At 72.7% G+C, this 22,359-nt stretch carries 35 protein-coding genes; 34 read left to right on the top strand and 1 reads right to left on the bottom strand.

The annotated features are described in order from the left end of the window. The first annotated feature begins 2 nt into the window (after positions 1–2). From tuf to mycP, 34 genes are all read left to right on the top strand, one after another. Positions 3–1,196 carry an elongation factor Tu gene (gene tuf, locus EV189_RS10835; RefSeq protein WP_130492872.1) on the top strand — a complete coding sequence of 398 codons (1,194 nt, stop codon included), beginning with the start codon at positions 3–5 and terminating at the stop codon, positions 1,194–1,196. 408 nt (positions 1,197–1,604) lie between these two features. Further along, positions 1,605–1,913, top strand: coding sequence for a 30S ribosomal protein S10 (rpsJ, locus tag EV189_RS10830; protein ID WP_066889903.1), 309 nt, complete (start codon positions 1,605–1,607; stop codon positions 1,911–1,913). Positions 1,914–1,929: 16 nt separating this feature from the next. After that, a complete protein-coding gene (gene rplC / locus EV189_RS10825) occupies positions 1,930–2,601 on the top strand; it encodes a 50S ribosomal protein L3 (protein ID WP_130492871.1) in 672 nt (223 codons plus the stop codon). After that, on the top strand, positions 2,598–3,290 hold the full coding sequence (gene rplD, locus EV189_RS10820) for a 50S ribosomal protein L4 (protein WP_130492870.1): 693 nt from the start codon (positions 2,598–2,600) through the stop codon (positions 3,288–3,290). Before rplC ends, rplD begins: the two co-directional genes overlap by 4 nt. Beyond that, a complete protein-coding gene (rplW, locus tag EV189_RS10815) occupies positions 3,287–3,622 on the top strand; it encodes a 50S ribosomal protein L23 (protein WP_165400247.1) in 336 nt (111 codons plus the stop codon). Before rplD ends, rplW begins: the two co-directional genes overlap by 4 nt. 75 nt (positions 3,623–3,697) lie before the next feature. Further along, on the top strand, positions 3,698–4,534 hold the full coding sequence (gene rplB, locus EV189_RS10810) for a 50S ribosomal protein L2 (RefSeq protein WP_130492869.1): 837 nt from the start codon (positions 3,698–3,700) through the stop codon (positions 4,532–4,534). A gap of 18 nt (positions 4,535–4,552) precedes the next feature. After that, positions 4,553–4,834: a 30S ribosomal protein S19 gene (gene rpsS / locus EV189_RS10805; protein ID WP_130492868.1), complete on the top strand. Its 282-nt coding sequence runs from the start codon at positions 4,553–4,555 to the stop codon at positions 4,832–4,834. Continuing rightward, the gene (gene rplV / locus EV189_RS10800) at positions 4,827–5,231 is read left to right on the top strand and encodes a 50S ribosomal protein L22 (RefSeq protein WP_130492867.1); all 405 of its coding nucleotides are present in this window, start codon (positions 4,827–4,829) and stop codon (positions 5,229–5,231) included. Before rpsS ends, rplV begins: the two co-directional genes overlap by 8 nt. After that, positions 5,231–6,154, top strand: coding sequence for a 30S ribosomal protein S3 (gene rpsC / locus EV189_RS10795; protein WP_269204184.1), 924 nt, complete (start codon positions 5,231–5,233; stop codon positions 6,152–6,154). Before rplV ends, rpsC begins: the two co-directional genes overlap by 1 nt. A gap of 3 nt (positions 6,155–6,157) precedes the next feature. Then, complete coding sequence (gene rplP, locus EV189_RS10790) at positions 6,158–6,577, top strand: 50S ribosomal protein L16 (RefSeq protein WP_130492866.1); 420 nt, start codon at positions 6,158–6,160, stop codon at positions 6,575–6,577. After that, positions 6,577–6,813: a 50S ribosomal protein L29 gene (gene rpmC, locus EV189_RS10785; RefSeq protein ID WP_130492865.1), complete on the top strand. Its 237-nt coding sequence runs from the start codon at positions 6,577–6,579 to the stop codon at positions 6,811–6,813. The genes rplP and rpmC overlap by 1 nt, the downstream gene beginning before the upstream one ends. Further along, positions 6,810–7,097 (top strand): 30S ribosomal protein S17, encoded by a 288-nt coding sequence (gene rpsQ, locus EV189_RS10780; protein ID WP_130492864.1) that lies wholly within the window; start codon positions 6,810–6,812, stop codon positions 7,095–7,097. The genes rpmC and rpsQ overlap by 4 nt, the downstream gene beginning before the upstream one ends. Positions 7,098–7,100: 3 nt before the next feature. After that, the gene (rplN, locus tag EV189_RS10775; protein WP_130492863.1) at positions 7,101–7,469 is read left to right on the top strand and encodes a 50S ribosomal protein L14; all 369 of its coding nucleotides are present in this window, start codon (positions 7,101–7,103) and stop codon (positions 7,467–7,469) included. A 3-nt stretch (positions 7,470–7,472) separates the two neighbouring features. After that, positions 7,473–7,826, top strand: coding sequence for a 50S ribosomal protein L24 (gene rplX / locus EV189_RS10770; RefSeq protein ID WP_130492862.1), 354 nt, complete (start codon positions 7,473–7,475; stop codon positions 7,824–7,826). Next, complete coding sequence (gene rplE, locus EV189_RS10765; RefSeq protein ID WP_130492861.1) at positions 7,826–8,395, top strand: 50S ribosomal protein L5; 570 nt, start codon at positions 7,826–7,828, stop codon at positions 8,393–8,395. The genes rplX and rplE overlap by 1 nt, the downstream gene beginning before the upstream one ends. 3 nt (positions 8,396–8,398) lie before the next feature. Continuing rightward, a complete protein-coding gene (locus EV189_RS10760; RefSeq protein ID WP_130492860.1) occupies positions 8,399–8,584 on the top strand; it encodes a type Z 30S ribosomal protein S14 in 186 nt (61 codons plus the stop codon). Between the two features lie 133 nt (positions 8,585–8,717). Then, entirely contained in the window at positions 8,718–9,116 is a 399-nt protein-coding gene (gene rpsH, locus EV189_RS10755) for a 30S ribosomal protein S8 (RefSeq protein ID WP_130492859.1), read from the top strand. A gap of 12 nt (positions 9,117–9,128) precedes the next feature. After that, complete coding sequence (gene rplF / locus EV189_RS10750) at positions 9,129–9,668, top strand: 50S ribosomal protein L6 (RefSeq protein WP_130492858.1); 540 nt, start codon at positions 9,129–9,131, stop codon at positions 9,666–9,668. 3 nt (positions 9,669–9,671) lie between these two features. Then, positions 9,672–10,052 (top strand): 50S ribosomal protein L18, encoded by a 381-nt coding sequence (rplR, locus tag EV189_RS10745; protein ID WP_130492857.1) that lies wholly within the window; start codon positions 9,672–9,674, stop codon positions 10,050–10,052. A 44-nt stretch (positions 10,053–10,096) separates the two neighbouring features. After that, positions 10,097–10,723 (top strand): 30S ribosomal protein S5, encoded by a 627-nt coding sequence (gene rpsE, locus EV189_RS10740; protein WP_130492856.1) that lies wholly within the window; start codon positions 10,097–10,099, stop codon positions 10,721–10,723. A 2-nt stretch (positions 10,724–10,725) separates the two neighbouring features. Further along, a complete protein-coding gene (rpmD, locus tag EV189_RS10735; protein ID WP_130492855.1) occupies positions 10,726–10,908 on the top strand; it encodes a 50S ribosomal protein L30 in 183 nt (60 codons plus the stop codon). Between the two features lie 2 nt (positions 10,909–10,910). Next, on the top strand, positions 10,911–11,375 hold the full coding sequence (gene rplO, locus EV189_RS10730) for a 50S ribosomal protein L15 (protein ID WP_130492854.1): 465 nt from the start codon (positions 10,911–10,913) through the stop codon (positions 11,373–11,375). Positions 11,376–11,630: 255 nt separating this feature from the next. Further along, positions 11,631–12,938 carry a preprotein translocase subunit SecY gene (gene secY / locus EV189_RS10725; protein ID WP_130492853.1) on the top strand — a complete coding sequence of 436 codons (1,308 nt, stop codon included), beginning with the start codon at positions 11,631–11,633 and terminating at the stop codon, positions 12,936–12,938. Beyond that, entirely contained in the window at positions 12,938–13,588 is a 651-nt protein-coding gene (locus EV189_RS10720) for an adenylate kinase (RefSeq protein WP_130492852.1), read from the top strand. Before secY ends, EV189_RS10720 begins: the two co-directional genes overlap by 1 nt. 2 nt (positions 13,589–13,590) lie before the next feature. After that, positions 13,591–14,391: a type I methionyl aminopeptidase gene (gene map, locus EV189_RS10715; protein ID WP_130492851.1), complete on the top strand. Its 801-nt coding sequence runs from the start codon at positions 13,591–13,593 to the stop codon at positions 14,389–14,391. A gap of 157 nt (positions 14,392–14,548) precedes the next feature. After that, positions 14,549–14,770, top strand: coding sequence for a translation initiation factor IF-1 (infA, locus tag EV189_RS10710; protein ID WP_121194827.1), 222 nt, complete (start codon positions 14,549–14,551; stop codon positions 14,768–14,770). Between the two features lie 95 nt (positions 14,771–14,865). After that, on the top strand, positions 14,866–14,982 hold the full coding sequence (rpmJ, locus tag EV189_RS10705; protein ID WP_130492850.1) for a 50S ribosomal protein L36: 117 nt from the start codon (positions 14,866–14,868) through the stop codon (positions 14,980–14,982). 227 nt (positions 14,983–15,209) lie between these two features. Further along, on the top strand, positions 15,210–15,590 hold the full coding sequence (gene rpsM, locus EV189_RS10700; RefSeq protein ID WP_130492849.1) for a 30S ribosomal protein S13: 381 nt from the start codon (positions 15,210–15,212) through the stop codon (positions 15,588–15,590). Positions 15,591–15,665: 75 nt separating this feature from the next. Then, complete coding sequence (gene rpsK / locus EV189_RS10695) at positions 15,666–16,076, top strand: 30S ribosomal protein S11 (RefSeq protein WP_130492848.1); 411 nt, start codon at positions 15,666–15,668, stop codon at positions 16,074–16,076. Between the two features lie 34 nt (positions 16,077–16,110). After that, positions 16,111–16,737, top strand: a complete 627-nt coding sequence (gene rpsD / locus EV189_RS10690) for a 30S ribosomal protein S4 (RefSeq protein WP_130492847.1) — start codon at positions 16,111–16,113, stop codon at positions 16,735–16,737. A gap of 95 nt (positions 16,738–16,832) precedes the next feature. Beyond that, positions 16,833–17,846 (top strand): DNA-directed RNA polymerase subunit alpha, encoded by a 1,014-nt coding sequence (locus EV189_RS10685; protein ID WP_130492846.1) that lies wholly within the window; start codon positions 16,833–16,835, stop codon positions 17,844–17,846. Between the two features lie 92 nt (positions 17,847–17,938). Beyond that, on the top strand, positions 17,939–18,601 hold the full coding sequence (gene rplQ / locus EV189_RS21135) for a 50S ribosomal protein L17 (RefSeq protein WP_130492845.1): 663 nt from the start codon (positions 17,939–17,941) through the stop codon (positions 18,599–18,601). Between the two features lie 79 nt (positions 18,602–18,680). Continuing rightward, the gene (gene truA / locus EV189_RS10675; protein WP_231116260.1) at positions 18,681–19,508 is read left to right on the top strand and encodes a tRNA pseudouridine(38-40) synthase TruA; all 828 of its coding nucleotides are present in this window, start codon (positions 18,681–18,683) and stop codon (positions 19,506–19,508) included. 29 nt (positions 19,509–19,537) lie between these two features. Then, positions 19,538–20,902, top strand: a complete 1,365-nt coding sequence (gene mycP, locus EV189_RS10670; protein ID WP_165400246.1) for a type VII secretion-associated serine protease mycosin — start codon at positions 19,538–19,540, stop codon at positions 20,900–20,902. On the opposite strand, the gene eccB is transcribed toward mycP, so the two are convergent. Continuing rightward, complete coding sequence (gene eccB, locus EV189_RS10665; protein WP_130492843.1) at positions 20,802–22,277, bottom strand: type VII secretion protein EccB; 1,476 nt, start codon at positions 22,275–22,277, stop codon at positions 20,802–20,804. The genes mycP and eccB overlap by 101 nt on opposite strands. Positions 22,278–22,359 lie beyond the last annotated feature (82 nt).

Here is a 22,359-nt window from a genome sequence, read left to right as displayed (position 1 = left end):
CCGTGGCGAAGGCGAAGTTCGAGCGGACCAAGCCGCACGTCAACATCGGGACGATCGGGCACATCGACCACGGGAAGACGACGCTCACCGCGGCGATCACCAAGGTCCTGCACGACCGTTACCCGGACGTCAACCCCTTCACGCCGTTCGACCAGATCGACAAGGCTCCCGAGGAGCGCCAGCGCGGCATCACGATCTCGATCGCGCACGTCGAGTACCAGACCGAGCAGCGTCACTACGCCCACGTCGACTGCCCCGGTCACGCGGACTACATCAAGAACATGATCACGGGTGCGGCGCAGATGGACGGCGCCATCCTCGTGGTCGCCGCGACCGACGGCCCGATGCCGCAGACCAAGGAGCACGTGCTCCTGGCCCGCCAGGTCGGCGTCCCCTACATCGTCGTGGCCCTGAACAAGTCCGACATGGTGGACGACGAGGAGATCCTCGAGCTCGTCGAGCTCGAGGTCCGCGAGCTCCTCTCGGAGTACGAGTTCCCGGGCGACGACGTCCCCGTGGTGCGCGTCTCGGCGCTGAAGGCGCTCGAGGGCGACGCCGAGTGGGCCGACAAGCTCATGGAGCTCATGAACGCGGTCGACGAGTCGATCCCGCAGCCCGAGCGCGAGGTCGACAAGCCGTTCCTCATGCCCGTCGAGGACGTCTTCACGATCACCGGCCGCGGCACCGTCGTGACCGGCCGCATCGAGCGCGGCGTCGTCAAGGTCAACGAGACGGTCGACATCGTCGGCATCCACCCGACGAAGCAGACGACGACCGTCACCGGCATCGAGATGTTCCGCAAGCTGCTCGACGAGGGCCAGGCGGGCGAGAACGTCGGTCTGCTCCTCCGCGGCATCAAGCGCGAGGACGTCGAGCGCGGCCAGGTCGTCATCAAGCCCGGGACGACCACGCCCCACACGAACTTCGACGCGCAGGTCTACATCCTGTCGAAGGACGAGGGCGGCCGGCACACGCCGTTCTTCAACAACTACCGCCCGCAGTTCTACTTCCGCACGACGGACGTGACCGGCGTGGTGACCCTCCCCGAGGGCACCGAGATGGTCATGCCCGGCGACAACACGGAGATGGCCGTGGAGCTCATCCACCCCATCGCCATGGAGGAGGGCCTGCGCTTCGCCATCCGCGAGGGCGGGCGCACGGTCGGCGCGGGTCGCGTCACCAAGATCACCAAGTAGCACCGACGGAGGGGGCCGGTCCCGCTGGGACCGGCCCCCTCCGGCGTGCCCGGCCCCACCCGTCCCGCGCCGCACCGGCAGAGGGGCGTCCGGGGGCCGGCAGCGGCACCGATTGGACGTACGGCCCCTCGCTGGGCCATACTGACGAGGTTGCCCAGTCACCGGGCGGCCCCGCAGCGCGAGAGCGAGCACGGGGACGAGCGGATGGCGGGGCCAGGTGCCTGCGCCGTTCCGGCGATAGTGGATTCCAGGTGCCACGCCGCTGACGAGGCGCACGACCCCCTGGGGAGCAGTGCGCGCGTCGCGGCGATCTGTGCGACAACGGCGCGACACGCCCGACCGCGGGGGTCGGCGCCGAGGAGCACGGGGCACAAGCAGCGGTTCGAGACGAAGGACGACCAACACGCCATGGCGGGACAGAAGATCCGCATCAGGCTCAAGGCCTACGACCACGAGGTCATCGACTCCTCGGCGCGCAAGATCGTCGAGACGGTGACCCGGACGGGCGCTCAGGTCGCCGGCCCGGTGCCGCTGCCGACGGAGAAGAACGTCTACTGCGTCATCCGCTCGCCGCACAAGTACAAGGACTCGCGCGAGCACTTCGAGATGCGCACGCACAAGCGCCTCATCGACATCCTCGACCCGACGCCCAAGACGGTGGACTCGCTCATGCGGCTCGACCTCCCCGCGGGCGTCGACATCGAGATCAAGCTCTGAGCCGGGGACTCTGATCATGGTTTCGCAGGTATCCAACGTCCGAGGCATCCTCGGCGAGAAGCTCGGGATGACGCAGGTCTGGGACCAGGCCGGCAAGCTCGTCCCCGTCACGGTCATCCAGGCCGGTCCGTGCGTGGTCACGCAGGTCCGCACGCCCGCCGCCGACGGCTACGCCGCGGTGCAGCTGGGCTGGGGCCAGGTCGACCCGCGCAAGGTGGTCAAGCCCCTGGCGGGCCACTTCGAGAAGGCCGGCGTCACGCCGCGCCGCCACCTGGTGGAGGTCCGCACCGAGGACGCCGCCGACTTCGCCCTGGGCCAGGAGCTCACGGCCGAGGTGTTCGAGGCCGGGCAGAAGGTCGACGTCATCGGCCGGAGCAAGGGCAAGGGCACCGCCGGCGTCATGAAGCGCCACGGCTTCAAGGGCCTGGGCGCGGGCCACGGCGTCCAGCGCAAGCACCGCAGCCCCGGCTCGATCGGCGCCTGCGCCACGCCGGGCCGCGTGTTCAAGGGCCTGCGCATGGCAGGCCGCCACGGCGCCGTCCGCACGACCACCCAGGGGCTGACGGTGCACGCCGTCGACGCGGAGAAGGGCCTGGTGCTCGTCAAGGGCGCCGTCCCCGGCCCACGCGGCAGCGTCGTGCTCGTCCGCACCGCCTCGAAGACTCCTGCGAAGGGGGCCGGCAAGTGAGCACGATCGACGTCCTGACCCCGGCGGGGGAGAGGGCCGGCACCCTCGAGCTCCCGGCCGAGGTGTTCGAGGTGCAGGTCAACGTCCCGCTGATCCACCAGGTCGTGGTGGCGCAGCTGGCGGCGGCCCGCCAGGGCACCCACGCCACCAAGACCCGTGGCGAGGTCCGCGGCGGTGGCAAGAAGCCGTTCCGCCAGAAGGGCACCGGCCGCGCCCGCCAGGGCTCGACCCGCGCGCCGCAGTTCGTCGGCGGCGGCACGGTGCACGGCCCCCAGCCGCGCGACTACTCGCAGCGGACGCCCAAGAAGATGAAGGCCGCCGCCCTGCGCGGGGCCCTCTCCGACCGGGCGCGCCACGGCCGCGTGCACGTGCTGACCGCGCTGGTCGAGGGCGACGCCCCGTCGACGAAGTCGGCGCTCGTGACGCTGGCCCGCATCAGCGAGCGGCGCCACCTGCTCGTCGTCCTGGAGCGCGGCGACAGCGTCGGGCTGCGCTCGGTGCGCAACCTCGAGCAGGTCCACTGGATCTACTCCGACCAGCTCAACACCTACGACGTCCTCGTCTCCGACGACGTCGTCTTCACCCGCGGCGCGCTCGACGCGTTCGTCGCCGGCCCGCCGCGCGGGCGCTCCGCCTCGGCGGTCGCGCACGAGGGCGAGCTGACCCTCAGCAAGGAGGAGGACCAGTGAGCAAGGCCAACGGTGCGAGCCCGAGCCGCGCGCTCCTGGCCCGCGGCCCCCGCGACGTGCTGCTGGCCCCGCTGGTGAGCGAGAAGAGCTACGGCCTGCTCGACCTCAACCAGTACACCTTCCTGGTGCGGCCGGACGCCAACAAGACCGAGATCAGGACCGCGGTCGAGAAGGTCTTCGGGGTGCGGGTGACGGGCGTCAACACGCTCAATCGAGAGGGCAAGCGCAAGCGGACCCGGTTCGGGACGGGGCAGCGCGTGTCCACGAAGCGGGCGGTTGTCACGCTCGCTGACGGTGACCGTATCGACATCTTCGGCGGGCCGGTCTCCTAGCGGGAGCGCCGCCCCGGCGGCACCCGCAGGACCAGACCGCAGAAGATCCGACTGCTGACGAGGACGCGACACCCCATGGGCATCCGCAAGTACAAGCCGACGACGCCGGGCCGGCGCGGCTCGAGCGTGGCCGACTTCGCCGAGGTCACGCGCAGCGAGCCGGAGAAGTCGCTGGTCGTCCCCCTTCCCAAGAAGGGCGGCCGCAACAACTCCGGTCGCGTGACCACCCGCCACCAGGGCGGTGGCCACAAGCGCGCCTACCGCCTCATCGACTGGCGCCGCGACGACAAGGACGGCGTGCCGGCCAAGGTCGCTCACATCGAGTACGACCCCAACCGCACCGCGCGCATCGCGCTGCTGCACTACGCCGACGGCGAGAAGCGCTACATCGTGGCGCCGAACCGCCTCGGCCAGGGCGACGCGATCGAGAACGGCCCGGCCGCCGACATCAAGCCGGGCAACAACCTGCCGCTGCGCAACATCCCGGTCGGCACCGTCGTCCACTGCATCGAGCTGCGGCCCGGCGGAGGGGCGAAGATCGCCCGCTCGGCCGGCGTCAGCGTGCAGCTGGTCGCCAAGGAGGGCGCCTACGCCCTCCTGCGCATGCCCTCGGGGGAGATCCGCAACGTCGACGCGCGCTGCCGCGCGACCGTCGGCGAGGTGGGCAACGCCGAGCAGTCGTCCATCAACTGGGGCAAGGCCGGCCGCAACCGCTGGCGCGGCAAGCGCCCCACCGTCCGCGGCGTGGCCATGAACCCCGTCGACCACCCGCACGGCGGTGGTGAGGGCAAGACCAGTGGCGGTCGCCACCCGGTCAACCCGAACGGCAAGCCCGAGGGCCGCACCCGCCGCTCCTCGAAGCCGAGCGACCGTCTGATCGTCCGCCGTCGCAAGACCGGCAAGAAGCGCTGAGGGAGCAGGTAGCCAGCGATGCCGCGCAGTCTGAAGAAGGGCCCGTTCGTCGACGACCACCTCGAGAAGAAGGTGGACGCCCAGAACGACAAGGGCACCAAGAACGTCATCCGGACCTGGTCCCGGCGATCGATGATCATCCCCTCGATGATCGGCCACACGATCGCCGTCCACGACGGCCGCAAGCACGTGCCGGTGTTCATCACCGACGCCATGGTGGGTCACAAGCTCGGCGAGTTCGCGCCGACGCGGACCTTCCGTGGGCACGTCAAGGACGACCGGAGGTCGCGCCGTGGCTGAGAACAAGACCCGGCACCTCGCCGACAACGAGGCGCTGGCGACGGCGCGCTACGTGCGCGTGTCGCCGACGAAGGTCCGCCGCGTCGTGGACCTGATCCGCGGCCTCGAGGCCTCCGCGGCCGTCGACCTGCTCAAGTTCACGCCCCAGGCGGCGAGCGAGCCGGTCGGCAAGGTCGTGGCGAGCGCCATCGCCAACGCCGAGCACAACAAGCAGCTGGACCCCTCGACCCTGCGCGTCAGCGCGGCGTACGTCGACGAGGGCCCGACGCTCAAGCGGTTCCGTCCGCGCGCCCAGGGGCGTGCGTACCGCATCCGCAAGCGCACCAGCCACATCACCGTCGTCGTCGAGTCGGTCCCGCAGCAGCAGGCCGGCCGTGCGAAGGGAGGGGCCCGCTAGTGGGTCAGAAGGTCAACCCGCACGGGTTCCGGCTCGGCATCACCACCGACTTCAAGAGCCGCTGGTACGCCGACAAGCTCTACAAGGACTACGTCAAGGAGGACGTGGCCATCCGCCGGCTGATGTCGCGCGGCATGGAGCGGGCCGGCATCTCCAAGGTGGAGATCGAGCGCACCCGCGACCGCGTCCGCGTCGACATCCACACCGCCCGGCCGGGCATCGTCATCGGCCGCCGCGGCGCCGAGGCCGACCGCATCCGCGGCGAGCTCGAGAAGCTCACCGGCAAGCAGGTGCAGCTCAACATCCTCGAGGTCAAGAACCCCGAGGTCGACGCCCAGCTCGTGGCGCAGGGCGTGGCGGAGCAGCTCTCCAGCCGCGTCTCCTTCCGCCGCGCGATGCGCAAGTCGATGCAGAGCGCCACCAAGGCGGGCGCCAAGGGCATCCGCGTGCAGTGCTCGGGCCGCCTCGGCGGTGCGGAGATGTCGCGCTCGGAGTTCTACCGCGAGGGTCGCGTCCCGCTGCACACGCTGCGCGCGAACATCGACTACGGCTTCTACGAGGCCCGGACGACGTTCGGCCGCATCGGCGTGAAGGTGTGGATCTACAAGGGCGACGTCACGAGCCTGTCGGCCGAGCGCCAGGCGGCTGCGGCCGCTGCCCGCGCCGGTTCCCGCGACCGCGCCGGTGCGCGCCCGCCGCGCGGCGGCGCCGCTGCCGGCCGCGGCCCGCGCCGCGACGCCGTCGACGCCCCGGTCGAGACCCCGGCGACCGACGGCGCGACCCCGGTCGCGTCCGCCGACGCCGCGGTGCACGAGGCCGGCAACCACCAGCCCCAGACCACCGCGTCGGCGGTCGAGGTCCTGGTCGACGACGTGCAGGGCGCTGCTCCCCAGCAGACCCCGACTGACGGACAGGAGGGCTGACCCGTGCTCATCCCACGTCGGGTCAAGCACCGCAAGCAGCACCACCCGGGTCGTTCGGGTGCCGCCACCGGCGGCACGCGCGTGACGTTCGGCGAGTACGGCATCCAGGCCCTGGAGCACGCGTACATCACCAACCGGCAGATCGAGTCGGCACGTATCGCGATCAACCGGCACATCCGCCGTGGCGGCAAGGTCTGGATCAACATCTACCCGGACCGTCCCATCACGAAGAAGCCGGCCGAGACCCGCATGGGCTCCGGCAAGGGCTCGCCCGAGTGGTGGGTCGCGAACGTCAAGCCCGGTCGCGTCATGTTCGAGCTCTCGTTCCCCAACGAGAAGACCGCGCGCGAGGCACTGCTGCGCGCGTCGCACAAGCTCCCCGTGAAGTGCCGCATCGTCAAGCGTGAAGAGGGTGTCGGCTGATGGCGCTCGGGACCAAGGCGACCGACCTGCGCGGCCTGCAGGACGAGGAGCTGCTCGCGAAGCTGCGCGAGGCCAAGGAGGAGCTGTTCAACCTCCGCTTCCAGGCAGCGACCGGGCAGCTCGAGGACCACGGGCGGCTCAAGTCGGTGCGGCGCGACATCGCCCGCATCTACACGATCCTGCGCGAGCGCGAGCTCGGCATCACCACCGTCGAGAGCACGGAGGGCGCGGCGTGAGCGACACGACCAGCACCAGCGCGGCCGAGCAGGCCCGCGGCTACCGCAAGACCCGCGAGGGCCTCGTCGTCAGCGACAAGATGGACAAGACCGTCGTCGTCGCCGTCGAGGACCGCTTCAAGCACGCGCTCTACGGCAAGGTCGTGCGCCGCACGAGCCGGCTGAAGGCGCACGACGAGCGCAACGAGGCCGGTGTCGGCGACCGCGTCCTCATCATGGAGACGCGGCCGCTGTCCGCGAGCAAGCGGTGGCGCATCGTCGAGATCCTCGAGAAGGCGAAGTAACCGATGATCCAGCAGGAGTCGCGGCTGCGCGTCGCCGACAACACCGGGGCGAAGGAGCTGCTCTGCATCCGCGTCCTCGGCGGGTCGGGGCGGCGCTACGCCGGCATCGGTGACGTCATCGTCGCCACGGTCAAGGACGCCATCCCGGGCGGCACCGTCAAGAAGGGCGACGTGGTCAAGGCCGTCGTCGTCCGGACGGTGAAGGAGCGCCGCCGCGCGGACGGCTCCTACATCCGCTTCGACGAGAACGCGGCAGTGATCATCAAGGACGGCGGGGACCCGCGCGGGACCCGCATCTTCGGCCCGGTGGGCCGCGAGCTGCGCGAGAAGCGCTTCATGCGCATCATCTCCCTCGCGCCGGAGGTGCTCTAGAGCATGGCGAAGATCCGCATCAAGAAGGGCGACCGCGTCCTCGTGATCGCCGGCAAGGACAAGGGCGCCACGGGCCGCGTGCTCGAGGTGCTCCGCGAGCGCGACCGCGTCGTCGTCGAGGGCGTGAACCGGATCAAGCGGCACACGCGCGTCGGCCAGACCGCGCGCGGCGCCAAGACCGGTGGCATCGTCACGACCGAGGCGGCCATCCACATCAGCAACGTGATGCTGTCGGTTGAGAAGGACGGCAAGCGCGTCGGCACCCGTGTCGGCGTCCGCGAGGAGAAGGTCGAGCGCGACGGGCGCGTCAAGACGACGCGCATCCGGGTCGCGAAGCGCACCGGTGAGGACATCTGATGACCGCGACCGTCGAGGGGCGCACGCTCCCCAGGCTCAAGCAGCGCTACCGCGAGGAGATCGCGGCGACCCTGCGCGAGGAGTTCTCGTACGGCAACCCCATGCAGGTGCCGACCGTGGTCAAGGTCGTCGTCAACATGGGCGTCGGCGAGGCCGCGCGCGACTCCAAGCTCATCGAGGGCGCGACCCGCGACCTCGCGGCCATCACCGGCCAGAAGCCCGCGGTGACCCGGGCCCGCAAGTCCATCGCGCAGTTCAAGCTGCGTGAGGGCCAGCCGATCGGCGCGCACGTCACGCTGCGCGGCGACCGCATGTGGGAGTTCCTGGACCGCCTGCTCTCGACCGCGCTGCCGCGCATCCGCGACTTCCGCGGGCTGTCGCCCAAGCAGTTCGACGGCTCGGGCAACTACACCTTCGGGCTCACCGAGCAGTCGATGTTCCACGAGATCGACCAGGACCGCATCGACCGGGTCCGCGGCATGGACATCACGGTGGTCACCACCGCCAAGACCGACGACGAGGGCCGCGCGCTGCTCCGCGCCCTCGGCTTCCCGTTCAAGGAGTCCTGACCCGTGGCGAAGAAGTCCCTGATCCACAAGGCGCTGAAGAAGCCGAAGTTCGAGGTGCGCGGCTACACCCGCTGCCAGCGCTGCGGGCGCCCGCACTCGGTCTACCGCAAGTTCGGCCTCTGCCGGGTCTGCCTGCGCGAGATGGCGCACCGCGGCGAGCTGCCCGGCGTGACCAAGAGCAGCTGGTAGTCCAGCCGCACCCCGCACCACTGCTCGTCCCACGACCCGAGGCTCCTGCCGGAGGTCGCCACCGCTGCTCCATCGCATCTGCTCAAGGCCCGGGCTCCGCCCGCGGAACCGGAGCGGGGAGGAAGTCCCGGCCATGACCATGACCGACCCGATCGCAGACATGCTCACGCGTCTGCGCAACGCCAACTCGGCGTACCACGACGAGGTGCGCATGCCGCACTCGAAGCTCAAGGCCGGCATCGCCGCGATCCTCCAGCAGGAGGGCTACATCGCCGGCTTCCAGGTCCAGGAGGCCCCGGTGGGCCAGGAGCTGGTGGTCGAGCTGAAGTACGGCCCCAACCGCGAGCGCTCCATCGCCGGCCTGCGCCGCGTGAGCAAGCCCGGCCTCCGCGTCTACGCGAAGTCGACCGGCCTGCCCCGCGTGCTCGGTGGTCTCGGCATCGCCATCATCTCGACGTCGTCTGGCCTGCTGACCGACCGGCAGGCCTCCAAGCGTGGCGTGGGCGGGGAAGTCCTCGCCTACGTCTGGTAAGGGGTCCTCACCATGTCGCGCATCGGCCGCCTGCCCGTGCAGGTCCCGAGCGGGGTCGACGTCACCGTCGACGACCGCACTGTCACGGTGAAGGGTCCCAAGGGATCGCTCACCCACGTGCTCGCCGAGCCCATCTCGATCGAGCGCACCGAGGAGGGCACGCTGCAGCTGGCGCGCCCCGACGACACCCGCGAGAGCAAGTCGCTCCACGGCCTGTCGCGCACCCTGGTGGCCAACATGGTCCAGGGCGTGACCGCGGGCTACTCGAAGACGCTGGAGATCGTCGGCGTCGGCTACCGCGTCCAGGCGCGCGGCTCGGCGCTCGAGTTCGCGCTCGGCTTCAGCCACCCGGTGGTCATCGAGCCCCCGGACGGCATCACCTTCACCGTCGAGGCCCCGACCCGCTTCGTGGTCAGCGGCATCGACAAGCAGAAGGTCGGCGAGGTCTCCGCCAACATCCGCAAGCTGCGCAAGCCCGACCCGTACAAGGGCAAGGGCGTGCGTTACCAGGGCGAGGTCATCCGCCGCAAGGTCGGAAAGGCTGGTAAGTAGGTCATGGCACTCGGGATCAAGCGCAAGCGCGTCGAGGCCAAGGGCATCAAGCGCGCCCGTCGGCACCTGCGCGTCCGCAAGCGCGTCACCGGCACGCCGGTCCGCCCCCGCCTCGTGGTCAGCCGCTCGTCGCGGCACATGGTCGCGCAGGTCGTGGACGACACCGCCGGCCGCACGCTGGCCTCCGCATCGACCCTCGAGGCGGACCTGCGCGCGCTGGACGGCGACAAGACGGCGAAGGCCAAGCGCGTCGGGGAGCTGCTCGCGCAGCGCGCCCAGGCGGCCGGCGTCACCGCGGTCGTGTTCGACCGCGGCGGCAACAAGTACCACGGCCGCGTCGCGGCCGTGGCGGACGCGGCCCGCGAGGCCGGGCTGTCGTTCTGACCGCCCAGACGACCTGACGACAGACGAACGAAGGAAGAGAGACCATGCCTGGACCCCAGCGCCGTGGCACGGGTGCCGGCGGCGGCACCGGCGCCGGTGGCGGCGACCGTCGTGAGCGCCGCGGGCGCGACGACCGTCGCCAGGACCCCGCCGGCGACAAGACCGCGTACGTCGAGCGCGTCGTGGCGATCAACCGCGTCGCCAAGGTCGTCAAGGGCGGCCGCCGCTTCAGCTTCACCGCCCTCGTGGTCGTGGGCGACGGCGACGGCACCGTCGGCGTCGGCTACGGCAAGGCCAAGGAGGTGCCCGCGGCGATCGCCAAGGGCGTCGAGGAGGCCAAGAAGCACTTCTTCAAGGTGCCCCGCATCCAGGGGACGATCCCGCACCCGATCCAGGGCGAGGCCGCTGCCGGCGTCGTGCTGTTGAAGCCGGCCAGCGCCGGTACCGGCGTCATCGCCGGTGGTCCGGTGCGCGCCGTCCTCGAGTGCGCCGGGATCCACGACGTGCTCTCGAAGTCGCTCGGCTCCTCGAACGCCATCAACATCGTCCACGCGACGGTGGCGGCGCTCAAGGGCCTCGAGCGGCCCGAGGCCGTCGCGGCCCGCCGCGGCCTGCCCCTCGAGGACGTCGCCCCGGCGGCGCTGCTGCGCGCCCGGGCGGGGGTGGCCTGACCGTGGCCCGCCTCAAGGTGACCCAGACGAAGTCGAAGATCGGCGGCAACCAGTCGCAGCGCGACACGCTGCGCACCCTCGGCCTCAAGCGCCTCGGGGACGTCGTCGTCAAGGAGGACCGCCCGGAGATCCGCGGCATGGTCCGCGCGGTGGCGCACCTCGTCACCGTCGAGGAGGTGGAGTAGTCATGGCGAAGGGCAACCTGGGGGACACCCCCCTGAAGGTCCACCACCTGCGCCCGGCTCCGGGGTCGAAGACGGCCAAGGACCGCGTGGGCCGTGGTGAGGGCTCCAAGGGCAAGACCGCCGGTCGCGGCACCAAGGGCACCAAGGCCCGCTACCAGGTGCCGGCCCGGTTCGAGGGCGGGCAGATGCCGCTGCACATGCGGCTGCCCAAGCTCAAGGGCTTCCGCAACCCGTTCCGCGTCGAGTTCGAGGTCGTCAACCTCGAGAAGCTGCAGGCGCTCTTCCCGGACGGCGGCACGGTGACGGTCGAGGCGCTCATCGAGCGCGGCGGCGTCAAGAAGGGCCGGCCGGTCAAGGTGCTCGGCGAGGGCGAGGTCACCGTCGCGCTCGACGTGACGGTCGACAGGTTCTCGGCCTCCGCCAAGGAGAAGATCGCCGCGGCCGGCGGGACCACGACCGAGCTCTGAGGCCGTGGACCGCGAGGTCCCGCAGCGTCACGGCGAGCGCCGTACCCCGCGAGAGCCCCGTCCGGCTGCTGCCGGTCGCGGGGACGTGGGGTGCGGCGCTCCCGTGCGTTATCGTCGGGAGGTCGCGCCCGGTCGGCGCTACCTCCCGGTCGCCCCGCTCCCGCGGGGCACCCGCCCCACCGGTGGCGGACCCTGGTCCGCTCCGCTCCGCATTTCCCAACCGCCCCGGTCCCGGGGCGTCGCGCAGGAGGACTCGTGCTCACCGCGTTTGCCCGGGCGTTCCGGACGCCCGACCTGCGCCGCAAGCTCCTGTTCAGCCTGGGGATCGTCGCGCTGTTCCGCTTCGGCTCGCTGCTCCCCACGCCGGGCGTGAGCTACGAGGCGGTCCGGCAGTGCACGGACCTCAGCAAGAGCAACGACAGCAGCGGCGTCTACGGGATGGTGAACCTCTTCAGCGGCGGCGCCCTGCTGCAGCTGTCGGTGTTCGCGCTCGGGATCATGCCCTACATCACGTCGAGCATCATCATCCAGCTGCTGACCGTGGTGATCCCGCGCTTCGAGGCCCTCAAGAAGGAGGGCCAGGCCGGCACGACGCGCCTCACGCAGTACACCCGCTACCTCACGGTCGCGCTCGCCGTGCTGCAGTCGACGGCGCTGCTCGCCCTCGCGCGCACCCCCGGCCGGATCTTCAACGGCTGCACCGCCGACCTCGTCCCCGACGAGTCGCTGCTGCGCATCGCCACGATGATCTGCGTGATGACCGCGGGCACCGCCGTCATCATGTGGCTCGGCGAGCTCATCACCGACCGCGGCATCGGCAACGGCATGAGCCTGCTCATCTTCACCTCGGTCTGCGCCGGCTTCCCCTCGGGGATCTGGAGCATCAAGCAGGCCAAGGGCTGGGGCGCGTTCATCGGCGTGATCCTCGTCGGGTGCGTCGTGGTCGCCGCCGTCGTGCTCTTCGAGCAGGCGCAGCGCCGCGTGCCCGTGCAGTACGCCAAGCGCATGGTCGGCCGCCGGATGTACGGCGGGACCTCGACCTACATCCCCATCAAGGTCAACCAGGCGGGCGTCATCCCCGTCATCTTCGCGAGCTCGCTGCTCTACCTCCCGCAGCTCGTCTCGCAGTTCGGCGGCAACCAGTCCACCGGCTGGCGCGGCTGGATCTCGACGTACATCTCCCGGGGCGACCACCCGCTCTACGTCCTGCTGTTCGTCGCCCTCATCATCTTCTTCACGTTCTTCTACGTCGCCATCACCTTCAACCCGAAGGAGATCGCCGACAACATGAAGCGCTACGGCGGGTTCATCCCGGGCATCCGGGCGGGCCGGCCGACGGAGGAGTACCTCGACTACGTCCTGTCCCGCATCACGCTGCCGGGCTCGCTCTACCTCTCGGTCGTCGCCGTGATCCCGATCATCGCGCTCGGGCTCTTCCACGCCACGAACAACTTCCCCTTCGGCGGCACCAGCGTGCTGATCATGGTGGGTGTGGGCCTGGAGACGCTCAAGCAGGTGGAGAGCCAGCTCCAGCAGCGCCACTACGAGGGGTTCCTCCGCTAGTGCGTCTCGTTCTCGTGGGCCCGCCCGGCGCGGGTAAAGGCACCCAGGCGCAGTTCGTCGCTGCGAACTACGACGTGCCCAAGGTCTCGACCGGCGACCTGTTCCGCGCCCACGTCGGCAGCGGCACGCCGCTCGGCGTCGAGGCCAAGCGCTACATGGACGCCGGTGAGCTCGTCCCGGACGCGGTGACCATCGGCATGGTCGAGGACCGCCTCGCCCAGGACGACGCGGCCAAGGGCTTCCTGCTCGACGGGTTCCCCCGCAACGTGGCGCAGGCCGAGGTCCTCGGCGGCCTGCTCGACCGGATCGGCGCGGCCCTCGACGTCGTCGTCGAGCTCGTCGTCGACGAGGAGGAGATCGTGCGGCGGCTCTCCGGCCGGCGCACCTGCCGGCAGTGCGGGCACGCCTGGCACGTCGACTTCGACCCGCCCGCGGTCGAGGGCGTGTGCGACCGCTGCGGTGGCGAGCTCTTCCAGCGCGACGACGACAAGGCCGAGACGATCCGTCGCCGGCTGGAGGTCTACGCCGAGCAGACCGCCCCGGTCGTCGACTGGTACGCCGCCCGCGACCTGCTCGTGCGCATCCCGGCCAGCGGCGCGGTCGACGCGGTGACCGCGCGCGTCATCACGGCGCTGCGCGAGTTCGACTAGCCGTGCCGTTCCGCCGCCGCGCCCGCTTCGAGCTGAAGACGGAGGAGCAGTTCGCCCTCATGCGGCGGGCGGGGCTCATCGTGGCCGAGGCCCTCGCGGCGATGGTGGGCGCCGCGCGCCCGGGCGTGACGACCCGCGAGCTCGACGCCGTCGCCGAGCGGCTCATCCGCAGCAGCGGCGCCGTGCCCTCGTTCCTCGGCTACCACGGCTTCCCCGCCACGACGTGCCTGTCGGTGGGGGCGGAGGTCGTGCACGGCATCCCGGGGGAGCGGGTCCTCGCCGAGGGCGAGGTGCTCTCCCTCGACTGCGGTGCGGTCTACGAGGGCTGGCACGGCGACTCCGCCCTGACCGTCGTCGTCGGCGGGGAGCCGGGCGACGAGGTCGCCGGACTGCTGCGGGCCTGCGAGGACGCCATGTGGGCGGGCATCGCGGCGGCGCGCGACGGCGCGGTGCTCGGCGACGTGTCCGCGGCGGTCGAGGGCGGCGTCCGGGCGGCCGGCGCGTACGGCATCGTCCAGGGCTACGGCGGCCACGGCATCGGCACGAGCATGCACATGGACCCGCTCGTGCCCAACACCGGTCCGGCGGGCCGCGGTCCGGAGCTCGTCGCCGGGATGGCGCTGGCGATCGAGCCCATGGTGACGCTGGGCTCGCCCGACGTCGTCGAGCTCGACGACGGGTGGACCGTCGTCACCGCGGACGGCTCGCTCGCCGCGCACTTCGAGCACACGGTGGCGATCACGCCCGACGGGCCGTGGGTGCTGACGGCGCCGGACGGCGGTCGCGGGCGCCTCGGGCGCTAGCGGCCGCGCGGCCCGGCCAGGGGGAGCGCAGCCGGTTTGGTCCGCGTGGGGTCCGTCACGTACACTCGCATGTCGGCCCTCGAACGGGTCACCCCTGCCATGCCTCCCCCCGGGGAGCACCAGGGAAGCACCACAGCAGCCACGGATTGCGGAGGACATGCCGAAGAAAGAGGGGGCCATCGAGATCGAGGGCACCGTCATCGAGTCGCTCCCGAACGCGTTCTTCCGGGTCGAGCTCGCCAACGGGCACAAGGTCCTCGCGCACATCTCGGGCAAGATGCGGCAGCACTACATCCGGATCCTCCCGGAGGACCGGGTGGTCGTGGAGCTCAGCCCCTACGACCTCAACCGCGGCCGCATCGTCTACCGCTACAAGTAGACCCCTGCGCATCGATCCCGAAGCCAGCAAGAACCTCCCGAACGAGTAGGAGCCCGGGCGTCCCGCGCGCACCGGCGAGACGTCGAAGGACCACCGTGAAGGTCAAGCCCAGCGTCAAGACGATCTGCGACAAGTGCAAGGTGATCCGCCGCCACGGCCGGGTCATGGTCATCTGCTCCGCCACCCCGCGCCACAAGCAGCGCCAGGGCTGAGCAGGGGCTCCTCCGGGAGCCCGCGCCGGCCCGCAGACCGGCAGCACCACCAGCGGTCCCCTGAGACCGCGCGGCCCCTCGGCCTCCACCGAGGAGCCGGTACGTCCCAGTGTCCCGACCCCTCGACCAGCTCGAGGACGACACCCCCGGCGCGGAGGCCGGGGACCCGGCGCAGCCGGGAACGGCACTGGGCAAGATCCCCCGCACGACCACCTGGAGCACATCGCATGGCACGCCTCGTCGGCGTCGACCTCCCGCGCGACAAGCGCGTCGAGGTCGCCCTGACCTACATCTACGGCATCGGTCGCACCCGCGCCGTCGAGACCCTGGCGGGCACGGGCGTCGACCCGTCCGTCCGCGTCCGCGAGCTCAGCGAGGACGACCTCGTCAAGCTGCGCGACTGGATCGAGGGCAACTACCGCACCGAGGGCGACCTGCGGCGCGAGGTCGCCGCGGACATCCGCCGCAAGGTCGAGATCGGCTCGTACCAGGGTCTGCGGCACCGCCGCGGCCTGCCGGTGCACGGCCAGCGCACGCACACCAACGCCCGCACCCGCAAGGGCCCGCGTCGCGCCATCGCCGGCAAGAAGAAGCCCGGCAAGAAGTAGTCCGTCCGTCCGGACACGACCCCCCGGTCCATCTGCGGACAGACGCGACCGACGACCTCAGATCCAGGAGATCCAGTGCCTCCCAAGTCCCGGCAGCAGGCCGGCGCCGCCAAGAAGGTGCGGCGCAAGGAGAAGAAGAACGTCGCCCACGGCCAGGCGCACATCAAGAGCACGTTCAACAACACCATCGTCTCGATCACCGACCCCTCGGGCAACGTGATCTCGTGGGCCAGCGCCGGCCACGTCGGCTTCAAGGGCTCGCGCAAGTCCACGCCGTTCGCCGCGCAGATGGCGGCCGAGTCGGCCGCCCGCCGCGCCCAGGAGCACGGCATGAAGAAGGTCGACGTCTTCGTCAAGGGCCCCGGCTCCGGCCGCGAGACCGCGATCCGCTCGCTGCAGGCCACCGGCCTCGAGGTGGGCTCGATCCAGGACGTCACCCCCACGCCGCACAACGGCTGCCGCCCGCCCAAGCGCCGCCGCGTCTGACGGCCGACGAAGACTGCTGTAGGAGAACGAGACGATGGCCCGCTACACCGGCGCTGACTGCAAGCGCTGCCGCCGCGAGAAGATGAAGCTCTTCCTCAAGGGCTCCAAGTGCGAGGGGCCCAAGTGCCCCATCGAGATCCGTCCCTACCCGCCGGGCCAGCACGGCCGCGGCCGGAGCAAGGACAGCGAGTACCTCCTGCAGAAGCGGGAGAAGCAGAAGTGCGCCCGCATCTACGGCGTGCTCGAGAAGCAGTTCCGCGGCTACTACGAGGAGGCGAACCGCCGGAAGGGCAAGACCGGCGAGGAGCTCCTCCGCATCCTCGAGAGCCGGCTCGACAACGTCGTCTACCGCGCCGGCTTCGCCGCCAGCCGCGACGCCGCCCGCCAGCTGGTGCGCCACGGCCACTTCGTGGTCAACGGCCGCAAGGTCGACATCCCGTCGTACCGCGTCGCCGAGAACGACATCATCGAGGTGCGCGCGAGCTCCGCTGAGCTCACGCCGTTCATCGTCGCCCGCGAGACGGCCGGCGAGCGGACCGCTCCCGCCTGGCTCGAGGTCGTCCCCTCGCGGCTGCGCGTCCTCGTGCACTCCCTCCCGGCCCGGCAGGTCATCGACACGCCGGTCCAGGAGCAGCTGATCGTCGAGCTCTACTCGAAGTAGTCCCCGCAGGCGGTCCGGACCCTCGCGGTCCGGGCCGCCCGCACCCGCCTTCGTCGCGGCGTCATATGGCGGACGCCGTCGAAAGGAACTGCCCCGTGCTCATCGCCCAGCGGCCCACCCTCACCGAGGAGCCCGTCTCCGAGTTCCGCTCGCGGTTCGTCATCGAGCCGCTCGAGCCCGGCTTCGGCTACACCCTCGGCAACAGCCTGCGGCGCACCCTCCTCTCCTCGATCCCCGGCGCGTCGGTCACGAGCCTGCGCATCGAGGGCGTCCTGCACGAGTTCACCACCGTGCCGGGCGTCAAGGAGGACGTCACCGAGCTCATCCTCAACATCAAGAACCTCGTCGTGAGCAGCGAGCACGACGAGCCGGTCGTCATGTACCTGCGCAAGCAGGGGCCGGGCGCCGTCACCGCCGCGGACATCGCGCCGCCGGCGGGCGTCGAGGTGCACAACCCCGAGCTGCACATCGCGACGCTCAACGAGAAGGGCAAGCTCGAGATCGAGCTGACGGTCGAGCGCGGCCGCGGCTACGTCTCGGCGGTCCAGAACAAGCAGCCGGGCCAGGAGATCGGGCGCATCCCGATCGACTCGATCTACTCGCCGGTCCTCAAGGTGACCTACAAGGTCGAGGCCACCCGCGTCGAGCAGCGCACCGACTTCGACCGCCTCGTGGTCGACGTCGAGAGCAAGCCCTCGATCCTGCCGCGCGACGCCATGGCGAGCGCCGGCAAGACCCTCGTCGAGCTGTTCGGGCTGGCCCGCGAGCTCAACGTCGAGGCCGAGGGCATCGACATGGGCCCGTCCCCGCAGGACCAGGCCTTCGCCGAGAACCTCTCGATGCCGATCGAGGAGCTCGACCTCACGGTCCGCTCCTACAACTGCCTCAAGCGCGAGGGCATCCACACCGTGGGTGAGCTCATGAGCCGCAGCGAGGCCGACCTGCTCGACATCCGCAACTTCGGCGCGAAGTCGATCGACGAGGTCAAGGTCAAGCTGCAGAGCCTCGGCCTCTCGCTCAAGGACAGCCCGCCCGGGTTCGACCCGAGCAGCGTGGTCGAGTTCGGCGGCGACGACGACGCGACCTACGCCGAGGACGAGCAGTACTGACGCCGCAGTGACGGGGGCCGGCGCGCCGGCCCCCGTCCTCGACGCCCCACCCGAGACCACCAGCGACACCACACGGACAGGAACGACCCACGATGCCCACGCCCACGAAGGGCCCGCGCCTCGGCGGCGGTCCCGCGCAGGAGAAGGCCCTCCTGGCCAACCTCGCCACCGCGCTCTTCGAGCACGGGCGGATCCGCACGACGGAGGCGAAGGCCAAGCGCCTGCGCCCGTACGCGGAGAAGCTCATCACGTTCGCGAAGAAGGGTGACCTCGCGGCCCGCCGCGAGGTCGCGACGGTCATCCGCGACAAGGGCGTGGTGCACGCGCTCTTCACCGAGATCGGCCCGCGCTTCGCGAACCGTCCGGGCGGCTACACCCGCATCGTGAAGCTCGGCCCGCGCTCCGGGGACAACGCCCCCATGGCCGTCATCGAGCTCGTCGAGTCGCTGACCGTCAGCCAGCAGGCCGTCGGCGAGGCCGAGGCCGCCACGCGCCGCTCGGTGAAGGAGCAGGCCGCGGCCGCCCCCGCGGCGTCCGAGGCCGCCGAGGAGACCGCCGCGACCGAGGGCGCCCAGGTGCCCGCGGAGGAGCAGGTCGCGCCGATCACGGCGTCCGAGGGTGCTGCCGAGGACGCCTCCGCGTCCGACGAGTCCGCCCCCGAGGGTGGCGACCAGGCCGCCGAGGAGGGCGCCTCGGCGCAGACCGAGGGCGCGTCCGAGGAGTCGCAGGCCGAGGGCGACGACGACAAGGCCTGAGCCAGCGCCTCCCGCAGTGCAGCAGAGCGACGACGGGCCCGGTCCCCCCAGCGGGGGGGCCGGGCCCGTCGGCGTGCCGGTGGCGGACGCTGACGGCGCCGTGCGGGTGCGGCTCGACCTCGGCTACGACGGCACCGCCTTCGCGGGCTGGGCGCGCCAGCCCGGGCTGCGGACCGTCCAGGGCACGCTCGAGGAGGCGCTCGCGCACCTGTGGCGCTGCGACGTCGCGGTGACCGTGGCCGGCCGGACCGATGCCGGCGTGCACGCCCGGGGGCAGGTCGCGCACGCCGACGTCCCGCGTACGGCGTGGGAGGCGAGCGCCGCCTCCGCCGTGCGCCGCCTGGCCGGGCTGCTCCCGCCCGACGTGCGCGTGCACGGGGCCGCACCGGCCCCGCCCGGCTTCGACGCCCGCTTCGCGGCGACGAGCCGGACCTACGCGTACCGCGTCCGCGACGACCTGGCGGGTGCTGACCCGCTCGAGCGCGCCTGGGTCCTCGCCCACCCCCGGCGGCTCGACCTCGGCCTGCTCGGCGAGGGCAGCCGACTGCTGCTCGGGGAGCACGACTTCGCGGCGTTCTGCCGGCGGCGGGAGGGCGCGACCACCATCCGCACGCTGCTGCGGCTCGACTGGGCGCGCGACGAGGCGGGGCGCGCGGTGGCGACGGTGCAGGCTGACGCCTTCTGCCACTCGATGGTCCGCTCGCTCGTCGGGGCCCTGCTCCCCGTGGGGGACGGGCGGCGCCCCCCCGCCTGGCTCGGGGACGTGCTGCGGGCCCGCGCCCGCGACTCCGCCGTCAACGTGGCGCCGCCGCACGGCCTCGTGCTCGAGCGGGTGGACTACCCGGCGGACGACGCCCTGGCCGCCCGCGTGGCGCAGGCCCGCCAGGTGCGTACGCTGCCCTCCTGACGCCGCCCACCCCGACAGACGGAGGTCCCGTGCGCTCCCGGCGTGCCGCCGCCGCCCTCGTGCCACTGCTCGTGCTGGCGCCGGTCCTGCTCCCGGGGCCCGGCGCCCGGGCGGCGACCCGCGAGTGCGTGCGGACGACCTCCGCGACGACGCCGCAGCCCTGGCAGCTGTCCCGGCTGCAGCCCCAGCGCGTCTGGGCGCTCACGCAGGGCGCCGGGATCACGGTCGCCGTCATCGACAGCGGTGTCGACGCGGCGTCGGTGCACCTGCGCGGCGCCGTCGTCGCCGGCCCCGACGTGCTGGGCCGCCCCGGGGGGCCGAGCACGACGGACTGCAGCGGGCACGGCACCGCCGTGGCGAGCCTCGTCGCCGGTCGCCCGGTCGCGGGCTCGCCGTTCGAGGGCATCGCGCCCGCGGCGCGCATCCTCGCGGTCCGGCAGACCGAGCAGGTGCAGGGCGCGCAGCCGCGCGGCGACGCCCACGGCCTGGCGCTCGCCCTCCGGGCCGCCGTCGACCAGGGCGCGCAGGTCGTCAACGTCTCGGTGACCGCGCCGGGCAGCACCCCGGAGCTCGCCGCCGCCGTGCAGTACGCGCTGTCCCGCGACGTCGTCGTGGTCGCCGCCGCCGGGAACGACACCGGCAGCGTGCCGGCGGCTCCTGACGGGACGCCGCCGACGTTCTACCCGGCGGCGTACCCAGGTGTGCTCGCCGTGGGGGCGAGCGACCAGTCCGACGCGGTCGCGGACGTGTCGCACCCGGCACCGTACGTCGCGGTCGCCGCACCTGGCAAGGACGTCATCGCCGCGGGAGCGAACGGCCCGGGCCGCTACGTCACCGCGAGCGGCACGAGCTTCGCGACGCCGCTCGTCGCGGGGACGGCGGCGCTGGTCCGGGCGTACCACCCCGAGCTCAGCGCGCGGCAGGTCGTCGCGCGGATCGTCGCGACGGCCGACGCCCCGCCGCAGGGGCGGACCCAGGGGCTCGGCGCCGGGATCGTCGACGTCGCGGCGGCGGTGACGGCGGTGCTCCCGGCGGAGGGGGCGGCCGGCCGGCCGGCGGGGCACCCGACGCCGCCGCCGGTCGTCCGGGCCGCACCCCGCTCGCCGGCGGTGCCGGTCGCGCTGGCCACGGCAGGAGCGGGGCTCGGGCTGGCGCTGCTCGCCGCCGTCGCCACGATGGTGCTGCCGCGGGGCCGGCGGCGGCGCTGGCAGCCCGGACGTCGGAGCGGTGCAACCCGCCCCAGCCCGTCCGGGCCAGGCGCGGGCCTCGACCTGCTCGCCGGCAGGCGCGGGCTCAGCCGCCCAGGGGAGCGGGAGCCGAGGGCGCGGGAGACGGCGCCTCCGACGGGGCCGCCGTCGCGACCGGCACCGGCGCGACCGCCGCAGCGCGGCTGAGCAGCGGCCCCTGCGGCAGCAGGTCGAGCACGAGCGGCGGGACCTCGAGCGGCGCGGCACCGGCGTAGCCGAGGCTCGCCAGGGCGTCGTCGTCCGCGACCGGGAAGCGCACCCCCGTGCCCGTGACGAGGTAGCGGGTCCCGGTGCGCACGCCCGGTGCCGGCTCGGCCCGGACGAGCACGGCGCTCCCGGCGGGCAGGGCGACGGCGTCCGCGAGCGGCGCGGCCGCGGAGGCGCTGCCGCCTGCGGGTCGCACGCCGGTCGGAGCGGCGGCGGCCACGCGCACCTCTGCCGCCCCCGCGCCGCTCGCCGACACGGCGCGGGTGACGCAGAGGGTGCGCGCGGCGGGGTCCGCGTCGGCCAGCCGCAGGGGAGCCGCGGGCAGCCGGTCGAGCGCCGCCGGCCGTGCGGCCTGCGGGGCGGAGGCGAGGGCCGCGACGGGGACCGCCCGCGACGTGGCCGAGGGCGTGCCGGCCAGCTCGAGCCCGGCGGCCAGGGCCGAGACGGGGACGACGCCGGTGGCAGCGACCACGGCGTACTCCTTGCCCTGGGGCAGCGTCGCGACGAGGACGTCCCCGACGCGCGTCGGGCGTCCACCGACGGTCGGGCCCGCCGAGCCGCTGCCGCTGGGTGCGGGGACGGCGAGGTCGGCTCCCTGCGGGAGGGCGTCGAGCCAGGCGGGCGACACCTGGCGGGCGGGCTCCCCCGACAGGCCGAGCGCGGCGGCCGCCGCGGGCCCGGCGATGCGGTGCCGGGCCCCGTCCCACACGACCTGCAGCGCGCCGCCGGCCGGCTGCCCCGCGGCGGTGACGAGCAGGCCGGTGTCCCGCCCGACCGGCGCGCCGGGGGGCGTGCCGACGGCGAGCGTGGTCGAGCGGCGGGTGCCGGCGTCCCCCGCCGCGTCCAGCACGGGGGAGGAGCAGACCGACCACGGGGCCGTGAGCAGGCTGCCCGCGCCGGGCAGCGAGTCGGGCGCCCCGTCGATGCCGGAGGTGCGCGGGTCGCGCGCGACGCCGGAGAGCGACCTGCGGCTCACGCGCGAGGTCGCCTTGTCGGGGCCGACCGCGAGCCGGGCGGAGGCGTAGTTGAGGGAGGGGTGGAGGGTCCCGGCGTACCACGCGTAGCGCGCGCCGGTCTCCTTCTCGATGACCACCCCGTCCTGGCGCTGCCAGTGCCGCGCGGAGCCCGGGCTCACGAGCCCGGCGACGCCGAAGCCGGCGAGGGCGACGAGCCCGGCCATCACGCCGGAGAACTGGGTGCGGGTGAGCCGCTGCAGGTGCGGCCCGATCGAGTCCGCGCTCCCGGCGACGAGGGCGTCGGTGGTCCGCCGGTTGAGGAACGCGTAGGCGTGCACCTGGTCGCGCCGCGACCGCATCGCCCACCTCCCGCCCGCTTCCTCGCGCCGCGCGCGAGCGGCTTAGCATAAGCGCTCGCTGCCGGGGTCCCGGAGGGCGCAG

Source organism: Motilibacter rhizosphaerae (assembly GCF_004216915.1).
GTDB lineage: Bacteria > Actinomycetota > Actinomycetes > Motilibacterales > Motilibacteraceae > Motilibacter > Motilibacter rhizosphaerae.
This window is presented reverse-complemented; position numbering and strand designations above follow the sequence as displayed.

Bases quoted from the DNA above. Each gene is read 5' to 3' on its own strand.
- infA (WP_121194827.1), top strand. From the start codon at position 14,549: ATGCCGAAGAAAGAGGGGGCCATCGAGATCGAGGGCACCGTCATCGAG.
- rpsS (WP_130492868.1), top strand. From the start codon at position 4,553: ATGCCGCGCAGTCTGAAGAAGGGCCCGTTCGTCGACGACCACCTCGAG.
- rpsH (WP_130492859.1), top strand. From the start codon at position 8,718: ATGACCATGACCGACCCGATCGCAGACATGCTCACGCGTCTGCGCAAC.
- rplE (WP_130492861.1), top strand. From the start codon at position 7,826: ATGACCGCGACCGTCGAGGGGCGCACGCTCCCCAGGCTCAAGCAGCGC.
- rplO (WP_130492854.1), top strand. From the start codon at position 10,911: ATGGCGAAGGGCAACCTGGGGGACACCCCCCTGAAGGTCCACCACCTG.
- rpsM (WP_130492849.1), top strand. From the start codon at position 15,210: ATGGCACGCCTCGTCGGCGTCGACCTCCCGCGCGACAAGCGCGTCGAG.
- rplB (WP_130492869.1), top strand. From the start codon at position 3,698: ATGGGCATCCGCAAGTACAAGCCGACGACGCCGGGCCGGCGCGGCTCG.
- rplX (WP_130492862.1), top strand. From the start codon at position 7,473: ATGGCGAAGATCCGCATCAAGAAGGGCGACCGCGTCCTCGTGATCGCC.
- rpsE (WP_130492856.1), top strand. From the start codon at position 10,097: ATGCCTGGACCCCAGCGCCGTGGCACGGGTGCCGGCGGCGGCACCGGC.
- rpsD (WP_130492847.1), top strand. From the start codon at position 16,111: ATGGCCCGCTACACCGGCGCTGACTGCAAGCGCTGCCGCCGCGAGAAG.
- rplR (WP_130492857.1), top strand. From the start codon at position 9,672: ATGGCACTCGGGATCAAGCGCAAGCGCGTCGAGGCCAAGGGCATCAAG.
- eccB (WP_130492843.1), bottom strand. From the start codon at position 22,277: ATGCGGTCGCGGCGCGACCAGGTGCACGCCTACGCGTTCCTCAACCGG.
- rplQ (WP_130492845.1), top strand. From the start codon at position 17,939: ATGCCCACGCCCACGAAGGGCCCGCGCCTCGGCGGCGGTCCCGCGCAG.
- rplC (WP_130492871.1), top strand. From the start codon at position 1,930: ATGGTTTCGCAGGTATCCAACGTCCGAGGCATCCTCGGCGAGAAGCTC.
- rpmC (WP_130492865.1), top strand. From the start codon at position 6,577: ATGGCGCTCGGGACCAAGGCGACCGACCTGCGCGGCCTGCAGGACGAG.
- rplN (WP_130492863.1), top strand. From the start codon at position 7,101: ATGATCCAGCAGGAGTCGCGGCTGCGCGTCGCCGACAACACCGGGGCG.
- rpsJ (WP_066889903.1), top strand. From the start codon at position 1,605: ATGGCGGGACAGAAGATCCGCATCAGGCTCAAGGCCTACGACCACGAG.
- rplF (WP_130492858.1), top strand. From the start codon at position 9,129: ATGTCGCGCATCGGCCGCCTGCCCGTGCAGGTCCCGAGCGGGGTCGAC.